This is a genomic window from Streptomyces polyasparticus (assembly GCF_014493765.1).
Lineage (GTDB): Bacteria > Actinomycetota > Actinomycetes > Streptomycetales > Streptomycetaceae > Streptomyces > Streptomyces polyasparticus.
The window spans coordinates 841489-860798 of the sequence record NZ_JACTVJ010000004.1; the positions used below are offsets into that span (position 1 = coordinate 841489).

Sequence of the window (19310 nt, forward strand, 5' to 3'; positions counted from 1 at the left end):
GGTGGCGGCACGTGATCGTCAGGACGGCCCGTCCCACGCCGGAAGGCCGGCGGCCGTGACGATGCTGTGGACGGTCAGGTCCGTCCGGCGGGCCGCAGATGTCTGGTCGACGACTACGGAGCAGCCGGCCCACCGGCCCCCGCACTCCTCGACCATCGACCGCACGGCCGACGCCTGGCTGCCCGTCTCGATCCAGTCGTCGACAAGGAGAACCCGGTCCTCGGGCGCGCGCAGCAGGCGCAGCTCCTGCCGCGTGCCCCGGTAATCGGGCTCGCTGCGCCGGGTGACCTTCTGCCCGGGGAAGATCCCCTCGCCCTTGCGTACGGCGATGAAACCGACGCCGAGTTCGACGGCCACCGCCGCGCCGAGCAGGAAGCCCCGCGACTCGATGCCGCAGACGGCCGTGACGCCGTCGTCCCGGAACGGCGCGGCCGGCCCGCGGACCACCTCGGCGAGTGCCCCGGCATCGCGGAAGACGGACCAGACGTCGGCGTGGCCACCGACCCACCGGAAGTGTTCGAGCGCCAGGGCACGTGCGGGAGAGAGCATGATCGCGAGTGTGCGGACGAACTACCGGTCCGGGCAGACGAATTGACGCGCGGGAGCGGAGGCCTGCGGGCACAAGGCACGCGAGCGCAGCCATCCGCAGGGCCCGTACGAGCGCAGGCGCAGCCCCTACGCGTCCGTCTCCGCGAGCAGAAGCCGCGCGAGCGAAGCCGGTTGGGAGAGCATCGGCCAGTGGCCCGTGTTCAGCTCGCGCAGGCGCCACCCCGCGTCCCTGATCAGGCGGGCCACGTCCTCCGTGGGCTCCGGGCCGTCGAGCAGGCACTTGATGTACGTCGCCGGGAGCTCGGCGAGCGGTCGGGCCAGCCGGGCCGGGTCGGACAGGGTGGCGCCGGGGTGCGGTGTCGCCCGGCTCACGAACCGGGCGATCTGCTCCTCGTCGAGATCCTGCCCCTCGAACTCCCCCGCCCCGAGCGGCTCCCAGACGCCCCCGCTCCCCGCGAGGACGGCCGCCAGCTTGTCCGGGCCCTCCCACCAGGCGGACACGAACGACCCGCCCTCCGCCGGAACGAGCGAGTCGACGAAGACCGCACGGCGCAGCCGGTCACCGATGTGCCCGGCGGCCTGCCCCACGGGGATGCCCGCATAGCTGTGCCCGACCAGGACGACTTCGCGCAGGTCGAGCCGCTCCACCTCGTCCACGATGTCGCGTACGTGCGTCTGTGGGCCGACCGGCCGGTCCCGCTGCTCGGCGAGACCGGACAGGGTCAGCGGGTGGACGCCGTGGCCGGCCGCGCGCAGTGCCGGCGCCACCTCGTCCCAGGCCCATGCCCCGAGCCAAGAGCCCGGCACCAATACGAAGTTCACCATGCGCCACACCGTACCGGCACCGACTGACAACGCCCTCGCGCGCTCACACGGCCCCGGACCTGGCCGCCCCCTCTGCTCGCCGGCACGGCCGTCCCGCCGCTCGCCGACACGGCCCCGGACGTGCTGTCCCCTGCGTACTCACACGGCCGCGGACCGCACCGCCCCCGCCGCGCGCCTCACCGCCCGTACGGAGCCGGGCCGAGTTCCTTTCCGTACCAAATCTCCTGATACGCACCGGAGTTGTACGCCGGAATCTCCGCGAACCCCCGCTTCACGTACAGCTTCCGCGCCTCGATCAGGTCGAGCCGCGTGTCGAGGACGAGCCGTCGCCCCCCGAAGGCGCGGGCCGCTTCCTCGGCGGCGTCCATCAGGACCGTGCCGCCGCCCTTGCCGCGGGCCGACGGAAGCAGGAAGACGCGCTTGAGCTCACAGGTCGTGGCATCGAGCCGGCGGACACCCGCGGTGCCGAGCGCCTCGCCCCCGAAGCGCGCGACGAGCAGCACCCCGTCCGGACCGCGCAGGCTCTCCCCCGTCTCCTCGGCGATCCCCCGTTCCAGCTCGCCTGGTTCGGTCGGGCGGCCGGTCTCCTTCAGATACCAGCGGTCGCTGACCTCGGTGTAGTACGCGCGCCACAGCGCGGTGGCGGCGGGGGAATCGACGGATTCGGGGGAAACGGTCCAGGCAGGGCTCACGCCCGCCATCCTCCGGCACCGGTCACGCGGTGCGCACCGGGTTTTCCTCTGCGTAGGCGGGCTACTCGGCAACGCGACAGTCCCTCACGACAGGAGCGCGACCATGTCCGCAGTTGTGACCGTCATCGTGATCGTGGCCGCGGTGGCGCTGATCGCCGCCGCAGTGTTCCTCGTGACCCGCAGGGCGGGCGGGGGCGGCCTTGAGCGGCGTTTCGGCCCGGAGTACCAGCGGACCGTGGCCCGCTACGACGGGGACACGAAGGCCGCCGAACGCGACCTGGAGGAACGGGTCAAGCGGCACGGCTCCCTCGACCCGAAGCCGCTCGCGGGCGGGGAGCGGGAACGGTACGAGGCCCGCTGGACCAATGCGCAGGAGCGGTTCGTCGAGTCGCCGCAGGAGGCGATCGCCGAAGTCGACCTGCTCATCGCGGAGTTGGCCGCCGAGCGCGGCTATCCCGGCCGGGAGCGTTACGAGGAGCAGCTGGACGCGCTGTCGGTGCACCACGCACACCATGTGCACGGCTACCGCAGGGTGCACTCCGCGGCGCACGGCACCGGCGACGCCGGTACGGAGGCGCTGCGCGAGGCGATGGTCGAGGGGCGCGCGCTGTTCCACGACCTGCTCGGCGCCGGACACGACGGGCGCGGGCGCGACGGCCGTACGGAGCGCGGGAGCCGCGCGGACCGCGCGAGCCGGCCGGACGACAGGCACGGGGCCGAGCGCGGCAGTGAGCCGGACTCCCGCTCGAGCCGGGGCCGTACGGGGCCGGCGGCGATATTCAACCGGCAGCGGACGAAGGAGAGTTGAGGGCGCATGGGCGAGCGGGTGCACACCGGCGGCGGCAAGCTGCTGTCGCGCGACGAACAGGACAAGTGGCTGCAGCGGCTGCAGCACGCCGTGAGCGGCTTCGTCGACGCCCCGCACGAAGCGGTGCGGGAAGCGGACCTGGTGGTGGCGGAGGCATCGGAACGCCTCACGGAACTGCTCACGCAGCGGCGCCAGGAGCTGCGCAGGTCGTGGTCCGGAGAGCCGGACGGCGCCCTGCACACGGGCGAGGGCGCGGGCCGGGGCGAGAGCGCGCGCAGCGACCGGAGTGTGGGCCGGGGCGAGGGCCTCAGCGCCGACGACGCGGGCCGGCGTGAGCGCGAGGGCATGCGCGCCGGCGAGGGCGAAGCCGCGGCCGAGGGCCGCCGCGGCGAGGGCGGCGCACACCGCGACGAAGGCCTGCACACCGCATCGGGCGGGCGCGACACGGTCGGCGGCGAAAAGGCCATGGCGGCCACCGGCGAGAAAGGCACGGCGGCCGGCGGCGAGAAGGGCGCGGCGGCCACCACCACGGCGCCGGACACCGAACGGCTGCGGCTCGCCCTGCGGGACTACCGCGAGTTGGCCGAGCGGCTGATGGCCGTCTGAGATTCCGACGTCGAAGCGGTGAGGGGTGCGGCCACGAGGCCGCACCCCTCATCCGTTCACGGCCGTCGCGGCCTTCGCAGCTCAGGCAGGCTTGGGCCCGGCCTGCTGGACCACCTCGAACGTCCACACCTGGGACCCGGTCGCGGCCGGCTTCGGACGCTCGCCGCCCTCGGAGGAGCCGCCGCCCTGGTGGGCCGCCTTCATCGGGCCCTCCATCCAGGCCTGGAAGTCGGCCTCGCTGCGCCAGCGCGTGTAGACGAGGTACTGGTCGGTGCCTTCGAGCGGCTTGAGCAGCTCGAACCACTCGAAACCGTCGGAGCTCTCCACCGCACCGGCACGCGCGGCGAACCGCTTCTCGAGGGTCTCCCGCTGCTCGGCGGGGACCTCCAGCGCATTGATCTTCACGATACTCATACACACATCTTCCCGTAGGCCCTTGCCCTCCCGGCAGGAGCCCCCCACTGCGGGACACACGCGAGGGGCCCAGCCGCACAGACGCAGCTGGGCCCCTCGTGAGTTGATGCGCTCGGACCGAACGCGGCGGCGCTCAGCCCTGGAGGCCGGACGCGGCGGCGCTCAACCTGGAGGCCGGACGCGGCGGCCGCGCTCGGCCCTTGAGACGTAAAGCGGTGGCACCCGGTCCTCGACGCCGCTCGGCCCTCGAAGCCGAAGGCGACGACACCCGGCCCTCGGCGCTCAGCCCTTGAAGCCCAGTTCGACCGACCCGTCCGGTGCGGCGACGACCTTGACCTCGTCGAGGTCCATGACGTGCACGGTGGGCTCGTACTGCGCGGCCCGCGGACCCACGCCGACCACGCGCATCCCGGCCGCCTTGCCCGCCGCGATGCCCGCGCCGGAGTCCTCGAAGACGACGCAGTCGGCGGGGTCGAGGCCGAGCAGGCCCGCGCCCTTGAGGAAGCCCTCGGGGTCCGGCTTGCTCGCCGAGACGGATTCGGCGGTCACGCGGTGCGCGGGCATGGGCAGCCCGGCCGCGTTCATACGGGCGGTCGCGAGCGGCAGGTCGGCCGAGGTGACCAGGGCATGCGGCAGCTCGGCGAGCGCGGACATGAAGGCGGGGGCGCCGCCGACCGGGACCACACCGTCGACGTCGGCGGTCTCGGCCGCGAGCATCTCGCGGTTCTCCGCGTAGTTCTCCTCCATGGGGCGGTCCGGTAGGAGGACCGCCATCGAGGCATAGCCCTGCCGGCCGTGCACGACGGAGATGACCTGCTCGAAGTCGAGACCGTGCTTGTCGGCGAACCGCCGCCAGCAACGCTCCACCACCGCATCGGAGTTGACGATCGTGCCGTCCATGTCGAGAAGCAGGGCGCGGGCGGTCAGCACAGCCGTCATCGGCGGTCTCCTGAGCTCGGGGGAAGAAACAGAGCGGCCCCGCCCGCCGGTCAGGGAGTGCGGGCGAGGACCACTTTGTTCCTGCAGCATACAAAACAGGCAAGGGGATACGCCACCGGCCTGCCCGATTCCGGACAGACCGCCCGCAGCGCGTCAGCCCGCGATGGCCTCGTAGAAACTGAAGCCCGCCATCGCCAGCATCGCGACTGCCGCGATCTTGGTGATCAGGGCCAGCGGCACCCGCTTGAGGAGAGCCTTCCCCCCGACGATCCCGATGGCGGCCACCGACCAGAGCGCGAGCACCGCACCGAGGCCGACCGAGAGCGGATCGTCGTACTTGGCCGCGAGGTTGGCCGTCATGATCTGGGTCAGATCACCGAACTCGGCGACCAGGATGAGCATGAAGCCCGCTCCCGAGACCTTCCAGAACGACTGGTTCTCGGGCTTGCGCACCTCCTCCTCGGCCTCGTCCTTCTTCATCAGGAGCATCAGCGCCCCACCGAGGAAGAGCACGCCGGTGAGGGCCTGGAGGATCTGGTGCGGGAGCAGGGTCAGCACCGAACCCGCCGCGATCGCGAGCGCGACATGCACGGCGAAGGCTGCGGCGACACCGGCGAAGACGTACGAGGCGCGGTAGCGCGTGCCGAGCACGAGGCCGGCGAGTGCGGTCTTGTCCGGGAGTTCGGCGACGAAGACGAGGCCGAAGACGATGGCCATGACGCTGAAGCTGATCAAAGTTCCTCGATCGGTCGGGCGCTGCCCCACCGAGAGCTGCTGCGGACACCTCGGCACGGCAGCGCACTGAGGTGTGACTCCCCTGGCGAGGGCACACGTGCGGCACTGCGTAGCCGAAGGTCTCGCTGGCGGATCGCGCACGATCCGCTCCGGGCGCCGGCCCAGCCAGTCGGTGAAGACGGCTGAGCAGTATGTCGACGGTCCGGCGAAGAGCTACTCCCCTTCTGCGCCATCCATCGTACGCGACCTACGTCCGGGCCCGTCAGGGCCGAAGGTCCCGACGCCCGCGAAGCCCGCCGACTACTCCCCCGACCAGCGCTTTCACCAACTCCCTTGAGACCAGGGCCGGATGACATTTCCGCACGCCCTCTTGTCCGCTCATCTCCTTGACGGGACCCTGTCACACGGCGCACACCTCCACGCAACATCGCGCCGCCAGCATGAGCGGGCTCGAAACCTGCAGGAACGTTCAACTTCCCCCCACCCCAAGGGAGTTCGCATGTCCGGTGTCTACGCGCGTCAACGAGCCGGCGCCCTCGCCGCCCTGACCGCCGCGGCGGCCGCTGTGAGCCTGCTCACCGGTCCCCCCGCCCAGGCCGCACCGCCCACTCCGATCAGCGCCTCCACCGCCCGTACGTACCTGGGCCAGCTCACCGTCAAGGCCGAGGGCTCCTCGACCGGCTACAGCCGCGACAAGTTCCCGCACTGGATCACCCAGTCCGGCGCCTGCAACACCCGCGAGGTCGTCCTCAAGCGCGACGGCACCAATGTCCAGCAGGACGCCGGCTGTGCTGCGGTGTCCGGGAGTTGGTACTCCCCGTACGACGGCGCGACCTGGACCGCCGCCTCCGATGTCGACATCGACCACGTGGTCGCGCTCGCCGAGGCCTGGCGTTCGGGAGCGAGCAGCTGGACCACCGCGCAGCGCCAGGCCTTCGCCAACGATCTCTCGCAGCCCCAGCTGATCGCGGTCACCGACAACGTCAACCAGGCCAAGAGCGACCTCGACCCCGCGGAGTGGCTGCCGCCGCGCACCGCGTACACCTGCATGTACGTACGGATGTGGGTGGACGTGAAGCACCACTACGGCCTGAGCGTGGACTCGGCGGAGAAGAACGCGCTGACCTCGGCGCTCAGCGGCTGCAGCTGATCCGCTCCGCGGCCGCGGCCCGTTCGCTCGGCGGCTGCTGCTGAATCTTTACGCAGGAACCTCCCCGCTGCCCTCCGTCGCTGCGTACCGTACGGGCGACGGAGGGAAGTGATCACGATGACCCGGCTGCGCCTGGGCCCGCTGCTGCGCTACGTAGACGAGGCGGCCGCGACGATATGGGTGGAGACCGACCGCCCCTGTACCGCCGAGGTGCGCTGCGCCGACGGCTCCTCCGGCCGGGAGCGCTCGTTCCAGGTGGCCGGCCACCACTATGCGCTGATCCCGGTCACCGGCCTCACGGCCGGCAGCGACACCTCGTACGAGGTGTTCCTGGACGGTCAGCGGGTCTGGCCGCTGCCCGACTCGCCCTTCCCGCCGTCCACGATCCACACTCCTTCGGGCGCCGACGACCGTGAGCTGCGGGTCTCCTTCGGCTCCTGCCGGTGGGCCGCGCCGCCCGCGAGCGAACACGATCCGGTCGGGCCCGACGCCCTGGACACCCTCGCCGCGAAGCTCGCGCACCAGCCCGGTGAAGCCGGCGTACGACCGGACGTCCTGCTGCTGCTCGGCGACCAGGTGTACGCGGACATGACCTCCAAGGCCACCAAGAGCTGGCTCGCCGCGCGGCGCGATCTGCGCGAGCCGCCGGGTGCGCAGGTGGCGGACTACGAGGAGTACACCCACCTCTATTACGAGTCCTGGCTGGACCCCGAGGTGCGCTGGCTGCTCTCCACCGTGCCCAGCTGCATGATCTTCGACGACCACGATGTGATCGACGACTGGAACACCAGCGAGAAGTGGCTGGCCGAGATGCGGGCCACGCCCTGGTGGCGCGAGCGGATCCTCAGCGGCCTGATGTCGTACTGGGTCTACCAGCACCTGGGCAACCTCACCCCCGCCGAGCTCGCGGCGGACGAGCTGTACGCGGCCGTCCGTGCGACGCCCGACGGCACGGACGTCCTGCGCACCTTCGCGGCCGAGTCCGACCAGGACCCGGCGCGCACCCGCTGGAGCTACCGGCGCGACTTCGGCCGCGTACGGCTGCTCATGGTGGACACCCGGGGCGCGCGGGTCCTGAAGGAGTCCGAGCGCGCGATGCTCGACGAGGGCGAGGCGCAGTGGCTGCGCGAACAGGCGCTTGCCGACCGGGAGTCGAGCGACCATCTGCTCATCGGCACCTCGCTGCCGTGGCTGCTCCCGCATCTGATCCACGAGGCCGAGGGCTGGAACGCGGCGCTCGCGCGCGGTGAACGGGGCGAGCGCTGGGCCCGGTTCGCGGAGGACCTGCGGCGGCGCAGCGATCTGGAGCACTGGGCGGCGTTCCCGCGCTCGTTCGCCGCACTGACCGAGCTGATCGCCGAGGCCGGTACGGGGCCCGGGGCGCCGGCCACGGTCTGTGTGCTCTCCGGCGACGTCCACCATGCGTACGCGGCGGAGCCGAGCTGGCCGAACGGCGAGCACGCACCCGACGCCCGGATCCTCCAGCTGACCTGCTCGCCGGTCCACAACTCCATTCACCGGTCGGTGAAATGGGGCTTCCGCTTCGGCTGGAGCAAGGCGGGCCGCGCGCTCGGCCGGCGCTTCGCCCGCCACGGACGGCTCGGGAAGCAGCCCATCAAGTGGCGCAGAACGGGCGGCCCTTGGTTCGGCAACCAGCTGATGACCCTGACCCTGCGCGGCCGCGCCGCCCGGCTCCGGCTCGACCAGGCACAGCGCGTGAAGGGCGGCGCACCGCGTCTGGAGACGGTGGAGGACACACAGCTGACGTCGTAGCGGGGCGGCTCGGGGCAGATCGGCAACCACGAAGCGCTTCGGGCCATTTCGGGTGCAACGGCTGATCCCGTACGAGTGGGGCGATGACCCGCCGTACCGGTGCGCACCGGGTGTACGCGCGCGCCCGTACGCATCCCGTGGCGTTCCGGCGCGGACGGCGCGTGATCCGGGCCACAGCGGAGGGGTCAATTCCGGTCCGGGGGTCGACGGGCGAGGCGGCGACGGCATGATGAGGCGGACCATCCGCTTCCTCATCAGCCGTCCCGCACACCACGACCACCCCACCGACCACCGCACGCACTCCCCGATCACCGCACGCACTCCCCGATCACCGCACGCACTCCACCGGCGCCACCCCACACCGCCGGCACCCCCACGCGACGCCCAAGTTGCCCCACACGCCCGGGAGTCCAGCACTTGTCCGTGACGTCCCCCACGACGCCCCTTTCGTACCGAATACCCCCACACCACCGCGCGATCGCCGTGGTCGGGGCCGGGCCGCGCGGCACGAGCATCGTCGAGCGGCTCTGCGCCTCGGCACCCGCACTGCTCCCGGCCGGCACCCGCCTCACGGTCCATGTGATCGACCCCGCGCCGCCGGGCGCGGGTCAGGTCTGGCGCACGGACCAGCCCGCCGGGCTCCTGATGAACACGGTCGCCTCCCAGGTCACGCTGTACACCGACGACAGCGTCGGCTGCGAGGGCCCCATCCGCCCGGGCCCCAGCCTCCACGAGTGGGCGCTGCGTGATCCGCGTACCGCCCTGGGGCCCGACGACTACCCGACGCGCGCGCTGTACGGGCGCTACCTGGAGTGGGTCTTCGCCGAGACCGTGCGCACGGCGCCCGAGCACCTGCGCATCCAGGTGCACCGCGCCCGGGCGATCCGCCTGGAGGACGACACCCCCGCCGCCACCGGCCCCCAGTCCCTCACCCTGGAGGACGACACCCCCGCCGCCACCGGCCCCCAGTCCCTCACCCTGGACGACGGCACCCTCGCCGCCCCCCAGTCCCTCACCCTGGACGACGGCATCCTCGCCGCCTCCCAGTCCCTCACCCTGGACGACGGCACACACCTCACCGGCCTGGACGCCGTGGTCCTCGCCCAGGGCCATCTGCCCGCGCTCGGCGACCGCGCCCAGGAGCGCCTCGCCGCCCACGCCGAGCGGCACGGCCTCGGCTACTTCCCGCCGGCCAACCCGGCCGACCTCGACCTGAGCGCGATCGCCCCCGGCGAGCCGGTCCTGCTGCGCGGCCTCGGACTCAACTTCTTCGACCACATGGCCCTGTTGACCTCGGGCCGCGGCGGCCGCTTCCTGGAGAGCACCGGCGGCGGGCTGCGGTACGAGCCCTCCGGCCGCGAGCCGCGGCTCCTGGCCGGCTCCCGCCGCGGCGTCCCGTACCAGGCGCGCGGGGACAACGAGAAGGGCGCCCACGGCCGCCATCTCCCGCGCGTCCTCACGGACGACGTGATCGAGACATTCCGCAAACGCACCGCCGAGGGCGATCCGCCGGACTTCCTCGCCGAGATCTGGCCGCTCGTGGCGCGCGAGGTGGAGTGCGTCCACTACGAGGCGCTGCTCGCCCCCGAGCGCCGCCCCGAGTTCCGCGAACGCTTCCTCGCGACCTCCGGTCAGTCCCGCTCCGCCGCCGAACTCCCCCTGCTCCTGAGGGAGTTCGGTATACGATCCACCGCCCACTGGTCCTGGGACCGCGTCTCCCGCCCGCACCACGGCCGCGCCTTCGCCGACCCCACGGATTTCCGCGCCTGGCTCACCGGCCATCTGCGCGAGGACGCGGCCCTGGCCGCGCTCGGCAACGTCACGGGTCCGGTCAAAGCGGCCCTGGACGTCCTGCGCGATCTGCGCAACGAACTCCGCCGTATCGTCGACCACGGGGGCCTCACCGGCCACTCCCGTCGCGAGCACCTGGACCGCTGGTACACCCCGCTCAACGCGTTCCTGTCGATCGGCCCGCCCCGGCGCCGTATCGAGGAGATGACCGCACTGCTCGACGCGGGCGTCCTCACCGTCGTCGGACCGCGGATGCAGATACGGACGGAAGGCGCGGCCTTCGTCGCGCACTCCCCCGACGTGCCGGGCTCCGAGGTGAGCGCGCGGGTCCTCGTCGAGGCGCGGCTGCCGGAACCGGACGTGCGGCGCACCGCCGATCCGCTGCTCGCACGGCTGCTCAAGACGGGCCGCTGCCGGCCGCATGTCATCGGGACGTACGAGACCGGCGGCCTGGACGTAACACCCGCCCCCTACCGTCTGATCGACCGCCGGGGAGCCGCGCATCCCAGGCGGTACGCGGTCGGCGTGCCCACGGAGGGCGTGCACTGGGTGACCGCCGCGGGCGCCAGGCCCGGGGTGGACTCGGTGACGCTCAGCGATGCGGACGCGGTGGCGCGTGCGGTGCTCGGCGACGTGCGTGCGGCGGGGGCGCCCGGCAAGCGGAATCCGGCCGCTGACCGACTGTTGAACTTGCAAGCACGCTAAGGGTTGCCTAATGTGAGCGCTCCCCCAGATCGGTTCACGTCCCCGAACCGAAGTAAGGAGCCCTCCATGACTGGACGTCTCAACAGCGCCCAGCCCTATGCCATAGGCCTGTTCCGCATCGTCGTCGGCCTGCTGTTCGCCTGCCACGGCGCGGCCACCCTGTTCGGTGTGCTCGGCGGCCCGATGGGCGGCAGCACCCCGGAGATCGGCGCCTGGCCGTCCTGGTACGCGGCCGTGATCCAGCTCGTCGGCGGCGGCCTGGTCCTCATCGGCCTCGGCACCCGCGCCGCCGCCTTCTTCGCCTCGGGCTCGATGGCCTACGCGTACTTCAAGGTGCACCAGCCCGAGGCGCTGTGGCCGCTGCAGAACGGCGGCGAGTCCTCCGCCCTGTTCTGCTGGGCCTTCTTCCTCCTGGTCTTCACCGGCTCCGGCGCGCTCGGCCTCGACCGGCTCTTCTCGCGCGGCGCACGGGTGCGCGAGGAACTGGCCGAGGCGGCGAAGGAGCCCGTCAGGAGTGAGGAAGCGATCCGAACGGCACGGTGAAACAGGCCAACCGGTCGCCCGCACCGCCCTGTTCGCGGTGCAGGACCACCGAAGCGGCCGCGCCCCGGCGGAAGTTCCAGCTGTGGTGCGCGGCCGCTTCGGCGTTCCCGGCCTTGTCGGTGGTGAAGTCCAGCCAGATCTCGTTGTCCGGGTTCAGATATTTCGGGTCCTTCGACGGCTGCACCGGGTCGACCACGTTCTGATAGTGCCCGCCGGCGTCCATCGGGTCGGTGCCGCACGGCTTCTGATGGACGTGCGCGCCGTACGCGTGCCCCGGCTTGAGGCCCTTCACCTTCAGCGACACCTTGGTGCCCTGCTCGTCCGTGTGCTGGCGCACCTCGATCCAGCTCGCCGCGGGCACCAGCTTCATGTCGTACGTCTTGGCGGTCGACGGGATCAGCGCACTGGGCGGAGCGAAGGTGGCCTCGGCCCGCATCCAGTAGTAGTCCGCCGCGGCTCCACTCGTCCTGACGCCGCCGCTGCCGTCCGCGCCGCCCACGGCGCTGCCGCCCGTCGTCGCCAGCAGCGCGGCCGCGAGACCCGCCACCGCCATCCCTGCCACCATCGTCAGCTCCCTTGCTGTGGTCTTCTCCCTTCGTTCGTACGGGACTCCGGCGCCGCCCGCCGCATCGGGCACGGCAGCCGGGTGAACGGCGGAGGCCGCTTAGCACCCCCGTGGATGTCCCCGGGCACACCGTGCGTACGCTGTATGGCTGTTGATGGTGCGCCGTGTCCGGAATCTGCGGACCCGCACCTCAGCGGCGCCCGAGCGGCGCGGCCGCGCCGACCGGGAGGGCTCGTGCTGGACAGTGTGGGTGCCCTCACCGGCAGTCCCTGGATCTACGCCGTCGTGGCGGTCTCGATCCTCTTCGATGTGTTCCTGCCCGTGCTGCCCAGCGGCTTCCTGGTGATCACCGCGGCCACGGCGGCCGCCGCCGGAACGGGTGCGGCGGCCGGCTCCGCCACCCGCGTGGTGGGCGACGTGCCCGACCTCCTGCTGCTCGCGCTGTGCGCGGCGACCGCCTCGGTGCTCGGCGATCTCGCCGCGTACCGGATCGCCTGGCGCGGGGGTCCGCGCTGGGACCGGGCGCTGGCCCGCTCGCGCCGCCTCACCGCGGCGCAGGAACGTCTCGGCGCGGCGCTCGCGCGGGGCGGCGGCGCCCTGGTCGTGCTCGCGCGCTTCGCTCCTGCCGGGCGCTCGGTGGTGTCCTTCGGCGCGGGCGCGGCGCACCGGCGCGTACGGGAGTTCCTGCCGTGGTCGGCGCTCGCGGGGGTCGCGTGGGCCGCGTACAGCGTGGGGCTCGGGTACTTCGGCGGCCAGCTGCTCGGCGCCAACTGGATCGCCACGGCGGTCTCGCTCGCGGCGCTCTTCGGCGCCGGCGCGGGGGCGGCCTATCTGATGCGGCGCCCTGCGGCCGCGGCCGACGCGGCGGGCTGAGGCCGGCGCTGCGCGCTTGTGGGCGGCGCCTACTCCCCTGCCCGCTGTTCGTGCACATGCTTCAGGAGCATCCGGGCGCTGACCACGTCCGGCGTGGCCACCTCCTTCCAGTAGCGGTGGCCGCTGACGAACACCGCAAGCTCCAGCTCGCGCCGCCGCAGCTTCTCCACCTCGGCCTGCTCGTCCTCGGTCCAGCCGGGCGAGGCAGGGCGCTCGACCTTGCGCCAGCCGCCCGTATCGCTGAAGCCGTCGAGCGGCACGACGGACCAGGGGAGCCGCTTCAGCAGCGCCAGGAGTTCTGACCTGATCTGATGCAGCTCCTCCTGACCTGCGAGGAGATCACTCGGGAACTCAGGAGTCACAGCCACGCCACAATGCTACGTCTGTTCGATTTCCGAGAGCGAGCGAAATCGGGGACTTCACGCGAACGTGTGTTCCTTCGGAGATCGCGCGCCACACTGGAGACATGTGCCGCAGCATCAAGACCCTTCGCCCGCCGGTCCTCGAGCACGACGCCACCGAGGAGGACATCCGCGCCGCAGCGCTTCAGTACGTACGGAAGATCTCCGGCTTCCGCGCCCCCGCCGCGCACAACCAGGAGGTCTTCGACCGGGCCGTGGACGCGGTCGCGGAGGCCACCGCCGAGCTGCTCCAGGATCTGGTCGTACGGGGAGCGGGCGGCGCGAAGGCCAAGGGCGCGGCTTGACCTCGGCTTAGCTGCTGCCGGTGTCGGCGTCTGCGTCCGTGCCCGTGCCGGCGTCGAAGTCGCGCAGCGCCCGCTCCAGCCACGCCACCCAGAAGGTCTCCAGGTCGATCCCGCCCCGCAGGACGAGATGCTGCAGCGGGTCGCCGCCTTCGGGGAAGTCCCGCGCCTCGATCGCCTCGTACTGCGCCAACTGCCGCCGGTGCAGGTCGAGATGGCGCCTCAGCTCCTGCGCGAGCCCTTCACGGCCGACCACGCCCGCCGCCCGTACACGAAGGAGCAGCGGATCGCGGATGGGACGCGGGTCCTCGGGGCGCGCGACCCAGGCGGCGAGCTCCTCGCGCCCGGCCGCGAGGACCTCGTACTCCTTCTTCGAACCGCGCGAGGGCCCCTGCGCCGGCAGCGCCCTGATCAGGCCGGACGTCTCCAGGCGGCCGAGCTCCCGGTAGATCTGCTGATGCGTGGCCGACCAGAAGTAGCCGATCGACTTGTCGAAGCGGCGCGTGAGCTCAAGACCCGACGAGGGCTTCTCCAGCAGGGCGGTCAGGATCGCGTGGGGCAGGGACACCTGGCTCCCCTTCCTCGGTTCCTCGGTTCCTCGGTTCCTCTGTTGCCGGCCGGGGACTACAGGGACGCCGCCAGCTCCGTGCCCTGCTTGATCGCCCGCTTCGCGTCCAGCTCGGCGGCCACGTCGGCGCCGCCGATCACATGCACGTTCGCCCCGGCCGCGAGCAGCGCGTCGTACAGCGCGCGGCGCGGCTCCTGCCCGGCGCACAGCACCACGGTGTCCACGTCGAGCACCGAGCTCTGCCCGTCGACCGAGATGTGCAGCCCCGCGTCGTCGATACGGTCGTACGTGACACCGGCGAGCATCGTCACGCCCCGGTGCTTGAGCTCGGTGCGGTGGATCCAGCCCGTGGTCTTGCCGAGCCCGGCGCCGACCTTGCTCGCCTTGCGCTGCAGCAGGTGCACCTGGCGCGGGGGCCGCGGGCGCTCCGCCTCGTGCAGGCCGCCGCGCGTGCGGTACTCCATGTCGACGCCCCACTGCCGGAAGTACACGGCCGGGTCCTCGCTCGCGCCCTCGCCGCCGTCGGTGAGGAACTCCGCGACGTCGAACCCGATCCCGCCGGCCCCGACCACCGCGACCTTCTCCCCCACCTCGGCCGCGCCCTGCAGCACATCGAGGTAACTGACCACGCTCGGGTGGCCGACCCCCTCGATCGCGGGCGTGCGCGGCTCCACTCCGGTGGCGATCACGATCTCGTCGTACGCGCCGTCGGTGAGGTCGCCCGCCTCCACGCGCACCCCCAGCTTGACGTCCACGCCGCGCTCTTCGAGCTGTACGCGGAAGTAGCGCAGGGTCTCGTCGAACTCCTGCTTGCCGGGGACCTTGCGGGCCACGTTCAGTTGGCCGCCGATCTCCTCGGCGGCGTCGAACAGCGTGACCTGGTGGCCGCGTTCGGCCGCGGACACCGCACAGGCGAGACCGGCGGGTCCCGCGCCGACGACCGCGATGTGCTTGGCGCGGCGGACCGGGCCGAGGGTCAGCTCGGTCTCGTGGCAGGCGCGCGGGTTGACCAGACAGGAGGTGATCTTCCCGCTGAAGGTGTGGTCGAGGCAGGCCTGGTTGCAGCCGATGCAGGTGTTGATCGTCTCGGGCCGCCCCTCGGAGGCCTTCGCCACGAACTCGGGGTCGGCGAGGAAGGGCCGCGCAAGCGACACCAGATCGGCGTGCCCGTCGGCGAGCAACTGCTCGGCCACTTCAGGGGTGTTGATGCGGTTGCTGGTGACGAGCGGGATGTCGACCGCGCCCATCACCTTCTTGGTCACCCAGGCGAAGGCTCCGCGCGGCACGGTGGTGGCGATGGTGGGGATACGCGCCTCGTGCCAGCCGATGCCGGTGTTGAGGATGTTGGCGCCGGCCGCCTCGATCTCGCGGGCGAGGGCCACGACCTCGTCGAGGGTGGAGCCGCCGGGGACCAGGTCCAGCATGGAGAGGCGGTAGACGATCAGGAAGTCACGGCCGAGGCGGGCCCGCGTGCGGCGCACGATCTCCACGGGGAACCGCATCCGGTTCTCGTACGAGCCGCCCCAGCGGTCGGTGCGGTGGTTGGTCTGCGCGGCGATGAACTCGTTGATCAGATAGCCCTCGGAGCCCATGATCTCGACGCCGTCGTACCCGGCCTTCTTCGCGAGCACGGCCGTGCGCACGAAGTCCTCGATGGTCCGCTCGACCTCGTCGTCGGTCAGCTCGTGCGGCACGAACGGCGAGATCGGCGCCTGCAGCGCGCTCGGCGCGACCAGGTCCTTGTGGTACGCGTACCGCCCGAAGTGCAGGATCTGCAGCGCGATCCGGCCGCCCTCGCGGTGCACGGCCTCGGTGACGACGCGGTGCTGCGCGGCCTCCTCCTCCGTGGTGAGCTTCGCGCCGCCCTCGTACGGGCGGGCCGCGTCGTTGGGCGCGATACCACCGGTGACGATCAGGCCGACGCCACCGCGGGCACGCTCCGCGTAGAAGGCCGCCATCCGCTCGAAACCGCGCTCGGCCTCTTCAAGGCCGACGTGCATCGAGCCCATCACGACGCGGTTGGGCAGGGTGAGAAAGCCCAGGTCAAGGGGGGTCATGAGATGGGGGTAGGCACTCATCCGGGGCTCCTCGATACGGCTGGGACGACGGCGGTGACGGCAGCGGCGGTCGTGGCGACGGTCCAGCGACGGCAGCAGCGGCGGTGGCTGTGGCGATGACGGCAGGGCTGTGCGCCGGATTCATTATGCAACTCGTTGCACAAAGGGCCAGGGCGCGGGAATGCGGGGTGTGTCACATGAGGGAGGAGCGGCGGGGGTCGGCCGACGGGGGCGCGGCGGGGATGCCCTGCTCAGCGGACAGGAGACCCTGCTCAGCCGACGCGTGGCGCGGCCGGGAGGCCCTGCTCAGCCGACAGGCACTGCCGCCGGAACGCTCAGCCGACCGAGGCCGTCGCCGCTGCCACCGCGTGGCAGGCGCCTCGGCCGCTCGCGGTTGCGACGATCCGGCCCGCTTCGATCCGTACGGCGCCCTCGGCGTCGTCACCGCTCCCGTCGAGGCCCGCCGCCGCGGCAACGGCGCCGGACTCGTCGTACACGAGCTGGAGCGGGGGCCGCAGCGACGGCGGGAAGACGGCACGCAGACAGGTGCTCAGCTCGGCGAGCGTGAGGCGGGCGAGCGGGGCGAGTTCGTGGCAGTCGGCGGATACGAGGGCCGCGGTGACGGGCGTGCCCGGCGGCGCGGAGCGCAGCAACTCCTCTACGGCTTCGAGGCGTTGCAGTCCCAGGACGGCCACCACGCCTTCGTCGATACGGGCCGGGCGGCCGCGCAGGATGTCCATGGCGGGCGGCGGCGACCAGGGGCGGTCGGACGGCACGGCCCGGGTGGCGTACGGGAGATGGGCGGGCGGCCAGGAGCCGTCGTCCTCGATGGCGGCGAGCAGCTCGCAGGCCGTGACCGCCTGGAAGGGGTCGACGAACCCCGGTGCGGAGTCGGCGAGTTGACGCGCGCCGTGCAGGAAGGTGAGCGCGGATTCGGCGGCGCGGACCATCCGGCGGTCGGGACCGAGCGCCTCCAGGCACAGGCCGAGCAGGATCGCGTCGAGCCCGAGCAGCTGGGCGTAGGCACCGCGAGTGCTCTCCTCGGCGAGGATCTCCTGCTGCAGCCTGCTGCCGAGCCGGCCGTGCTCGGTGGTCAGGGGCAGCTGGGTGAGCAGAGTGCGGGCGTAGGCGCCGAGCGCTTCGGCGGGGGTGGCAGGGGTGAGGTTCGCGGCCGGGGCGGGTGCGCCCTGGGCCAGCTCGGCGAGTACGGAGAAGTAGAGCGCGCGCTTGCCGGAGAAGTTGGAGTACACCGCGCCGCGGGTGAGGCCGGCCCGCTCGGCGATGGCATCGACCTTGGCACCGTCGAAGCCGCGCGCGGCGAACTCGGCGCGGGCCGCGGCGAGCACCTTCGCCCGGTTCTGCGCCTGCAGCTCCACTCTGCTGAGCCGGGCCATCGTGGTCGTCCCTCACTGATTCACTGGTACGCGGTTCTCCTGATGTGCCGCGGTACACAGGCGCATCGATGCGACGATGCACCGATTCGCCGATTTGCCAGGCGCGTTGCCGTCGGCGCCGCTGTCACGTTACCGTCTCCACTGGTTGATTCAGATGATGCCGTCATTTGAAATACCGGTCGAAGTCCGGGTGATGCGGACGGGCGGCCGGTGGACGTTCCGAGTCATGTGGTCGAGGGAGACGAATCCGAGTGGCACGCGCCGGTGACAGCGACTCCCTGCTGACCTGCACATTCTGCGGGAAGAGCCAGAAGTCGGTCCGCAAACTGATCGCAGGGCCCGGCGGGATCTGCATCTGCGACGAGTGCGTGGGGCTGTGCAACGAGCTCATCGCCGAGGACCTCGTCGAGGCGACGGAACAGGGCCCCCTGGCCGAACTCCCCACGCCGCGCGAGATCTTCGACCATCTGGAGAGCTACGTCATCGGCCAGGAGCAGGCCAAGCGGACGCTCGCGGTGGCCGTCTACAACCACTACAAGCGGATCCGCAACCGGACCGCCCCGGACTCCGACGTGGAGCTCGGCAAGTCCAACGTGCTGCTCGTGGGCCCTACCGGATGCGGCAAGACCTACCTGGTCCAGACGCTGGCCCGGATCCTCGACGTGCCCTTCGCGATCGCCGACGCCACGGCGCTCACCGAGGCCGGTTATGTGGGCGAGGACGTGGAGAACATCCTGCTCAAGCTGGTGCAGGCCGCGGACCACGACATCGAGCGGGCCCAGCGCGGGATCATCTACGTCGACGAGATCGACAAGGTCTCCCGTAAGAGCGAAGGACCTTCCCTGACCCGCGACGTCAGCGGAGAGGGCGTACAGCAGGCGCTCCTGAAGATCCTCGAAGGGACCGTGGCGTCGATCCCGCCGCAGGGCGGCCGCAAGCATCCAGGCCAGGAGTTCATCCAACTCGACACCACCCAGATCCTGTTCATCGTGGGCGGCGCCTTCGCGGGCCTCGAGGAGATCGTCGAACGCCGTTCGTCGCGGCGCACCATCGGCTTCGGCCCGACGCCGCTGCGCTCCCCCGAGCCGCTGAGCGAGGTGACGGCGGCGGATCTGCGCGAGTACGGCCTGATCCCGGAGTTCGTGGGCCGGCTTCCGCTCACGGCCTCGGTGCACGCTCTGGACCGTACGGCGCTGATCCGAATCCTCACCGAGCCGCGCAACGCGCTGATCAAGCAGTACCAGAAGCTCTTCGAACTGGACGGCGTGGAGCTGGAGTTCACGGACGAGGCCGTCGCCGCGATCGCCGACCAGGCACTGCTGCGCCGCACCGGGGCGCGGGCGGCGCGCAGCGTCCTCGAAGAGGTCCTGCTCAACGTGATGTACGAGGTCCCGAGCCGCGACGACGTGGCCCGCGTGGTCATCACCCGCGAGACGGTCCTCGACCACGTGAACCCGACGCTGATCCCGCGGCCTGCGCAAGGGTGGGACGAGCAGTCGGCTTAGGGCGCGGCTCAGGGCGTCTCTTCCGGATCTTGCCGGGGCGCGGGATCTGAGGCGCACATCTGCGGGAGGCCGGGGGAACCCGCATGCGAGCAATCGTTTCAGCAAGGTACTTGTG

At 71.9% G+C, this 19310-nt stretch carries 20 protein-coding genes; 9 read left to right on the plus strand and 11 right to left on the minus strand.

Annotation, left to right across the window (positions count from 1 at the left end; all coding sequences use genetic code 11):
* Positions 1-18: 18 nt before the first annotated feature.
* The 3 genes from H9Y04_RS08130 to H9Y04_RS08140 form a co-directional block, all read right to left on the minus strand.
* On the minus strand, positions 19-549 hold the full coding sequence (locus H9Y04_RS08130) for a phosphoribosyltransferase family protein (RefSeq protein WP_187812970.1): 531 nt from the start codon (positions 547-549) through the stop codon (positions 19-21).
* A gap of 126 nt (positions 550-675) precedes the next feature.
* Positions 676-1374 carry an alpha/beta fold hydrolase gene (locus H9Y04_RS08135; protein ID WP_187812971.1) on the minus strand — a complete coding sequence of 233 codons (699 nt, stop codon included), beginning with the start codon at positions 1372-1374 and terminating at the stop codon, positions 676-678.
* 176 nt (positions 1375-1550) lie between these two features.
* On the minus strand, positions 1551-2075 hold the full coding sequence (locus tag H9Y04_RS08140) for a GNAT family N-acetyltransferase (protein WP_187812972.1): 525 nt from the start codon (positions 2073-2075) through the stop codon (positions 1551-1553).
* A 94-nt stretch (positions 2076-2169) separates the two neighbouring features.
* Between H9Y04_RS08140 and H9Y04_RS08145 the strand changes: the two genes are divergently transcribed.
* Both H9Y04_RS08145 and H9Y04_RS08150 read left to right on the plus strand, forming a co-directional pair.
* Positions 2170-2874: a hypothetical protein gene (locus H9Y04_RS08145; RefSeq protein ID WP_187812973.1), complete on the plus strand. Its 705-nt coding sequence runs from the start codon at positions 2170-2172 to the stop codon at positions 2872-2874.
* A 6-nt stretch (positions 2875-2880) separates the two neighbouring features.
* Entirely contained in the window at positions 2881-3480 is a 600-nt protein-coding gene (locus H9Y04_RS08150; protein WP_187813119.1) for a hypothetical protein, read from the plus strand.
* A gap of 81 nt (positions 3481-3561) precedes the next feature.
* Here the strand turns inward: H9Y04_RS08150 and H9Y04_RS08155 are convergent, their stop codons facing one another.
* The 3 genes from H9Y04_RS08155 to H9Y04_RS08165 form a co-directional block, all read right to left on the minus strand.
* Positions 3562-3894, minus strand: a complete 333-nt coding sequence (locus H9Y04_RS08155) for an antibiotic biosynthesis monooxygenase family protein (RefSeq protein WP_187812974.1) — start codon at positions 3892-3894, stop codon at positions 3562-3564.
* A 282-nt stretch (positions 3895-4176) separates the two neighbouring features.
* Positions 4177-4833 (minus strand): HAD-IA family hydrolase, encoded by a 657-nt coding sequence (locus tag H9Y04_RS08160; RefSeq protein WP_187812975.1) that lies wholly within the window; start codon positions 4831-4833, stop codon positions 4177-4179.
* 153 nt (positions 4834-4986) lie between these two features.
* On the minus strand, positions 4987-5568 hold the full coding sequence (locus H9Y04_RS08165; RefSeq protein ID WP_187812976.1) for a TMEM165/GDT1 family protein: 582 nt from the start codon (positions 5566-5568) through the stop codon (positions 4987-4989).
* 499 nt (positions 5569-6067) lie between these two features.
* On the opposite strand from H9Y04_RS08165, the gene H9Y04_RS08170 reads away from it, so the two are divergent.
* From H9Y04_RS08170 to H9Y04_RS08185, 4 genes are all read left to right on the plus strand, one after another.
* Entirely contained in the window at positions 6068-6718 is a 651-nt protein-coding gene (locus tag H9Y04_RS08170; RefSeq protein WP_187812977.1) for an HNH endonuclease family protein, read from the plus strand.
* Positions 6719-6835: 117 nt separating this feature from the next.
* A complete protein-coding gene (locus H9Y04_RS08175) occupies positions 6836-8491 on the plus strand; it encodes an alkaline phosphatase D family protein (protein WP_187813105.1) in 1656 nt (551 codons plus the stop codon).
* 423 nt (positions 8492-8914) lie between these two features.
* Positions 8915-10987 (plus strand): FAD/NAD(P)-binding protein, encoded by a 2073-nt coding sequence (locus H9Y04_RS08180; protein WP_308800896.1) that lies wholly within the window; start codon positions 8915-8917, stop codon positions 10985-10987.
* Between the two features lie 66 nt (positions 10988-11053).
* Positions 11054-11530 (plus strand): DoxX family protein, encoded by a 477-nt coding sequence (locus tag H9Y04_RS08185; RefSeq protein ID WP_187812978.1) that lies wholly within the window; start codon positions 11054-11056, stop codon positions 11528-11530.
* On the opposite strand, the gene H9Y04_RS08190 is transcribed toward H9Y04_RS08185, so the two are convergent.
* Complete coding sequence (locus tag H9Y04_RS08190) at positions 11496-12095, minus strand: superoxide dismutase family protein (RefSeq protein ID WP_187813107.1); 600 nt, start codon at positions 12093-12095, stop codon at positions 11496-11498. The two genes, H9Y04_RS08185 and H9Y04_RS08190, sit on opposite strands and share 35 nt — an antisense overlap.
* Before the next feature lie 234 nt (positions 12096-12329).
* On the opposite strand from H9Y04_RS08190, the gene H9Y04_RS08195 reads away from it, so the two are divergent.
* On the plus strand, positions 12330-12968 hold the full coding sequence (locus tag H9Y04_RS08195; RefSeq protein ID WP_187812979.1) for a DedA family protein: 639 nt from the start codon (positions 12330-12332) through the stop codon (positions 12966-12968).
* Between the two features lie 29 nt (positions 12969-12997).
* Here H9Y04_RS08195 and H9Y04_RS08200 read toward each other — a convergent pair whose 3' ends face one another.
* The gene (locus tag H9Y04_RS08200; protein WP_187812980.1) at positions 12998-13336 is read right to left on the minus strand and encodes a DUF8825 domain-containing protein; all 339 of its coding nucleotides are present in this window, start codon (positions 13334-13336) and stop codon (positions 12998-13000) included.
* A 98-nt stretch (positions 13337-13434) separates the two neighbouring features.
* Here H9Y04_RS08200 and H9Y04_RS08205 point away from each other — a divergent pair, with 98 nt between their 5' ends.
* Positions 13435-13674, plus strand: a complete 240-nt coding sequence (locus H9Y04_RS08205) for a DUF2277 domain-containing protein (RefSeq protein ID WP_187812981.1) — start codon at positions 13435-13437, stop codon at positions 13672-13674.
* Between the two features lie 7 nt (positions 13675-13681).
* Here H9Y04_RS08205 and H9Y04_RS08210 read toward each other — a convergent pair whose 3' ends face one another.
* From H9Y04_RS08210 to H9Y04_RS08220, 3 genes are all read right to left on the minus strand, one after another.
* Entirely contained in the window at positions 13682-14239 is a 558-nt protein-coding gene (locus H9Y04_RS08210) for a PadR family transcriptional regulator (protein WP_187812982.1), read from the minus strand.
* Positions 14240-14295: 56 nt separating this feature from the next.
* Positions 14296-16317: an NADPH-dependent 2,4-dienoyl-CoA reductase gene (locus H9Y04_RS08215; RefSeq protein ID WP_187812983.1), complete on the minus strand. Its 2022-nt coding sequence runs from the start codon at positions 16315-16317 to the stop codon at positions 14296-14298.
* A 314-nt stretch (positions 16318-16631) separates the two neighbouring features.
* On the minus strand, positions 16632-17690 hold the full coding sequence (locus tag H9Y04_RS08220) for a TetR/AcrR family transcriptional regulator (protein ID WP_187812984.1): 1059 nt from the start codon (positions 17688-17690) through the stop codon (positions 16632-16634).
* Positions 17691-17941: 251 nt separating this feature from the next.
* Here H9Y04_RS08220 and clpX point away from each other — a divergent pair, with 251 nt between their 5' ends.
* Complete coding sequence (clpX, locus tag H9Y04_RS08225; protein WP_308800897.1) at positions 17942-19195, plus strand: ATP-dependent Clp protease ATP-binding subunit ClpX; 1254 nt, start codon at positions 17942-17944, stop codon at positions 19193-19195.
* The last annotated feature ends 115 nt before the right edge of the window (positions 19196-19310 follow it).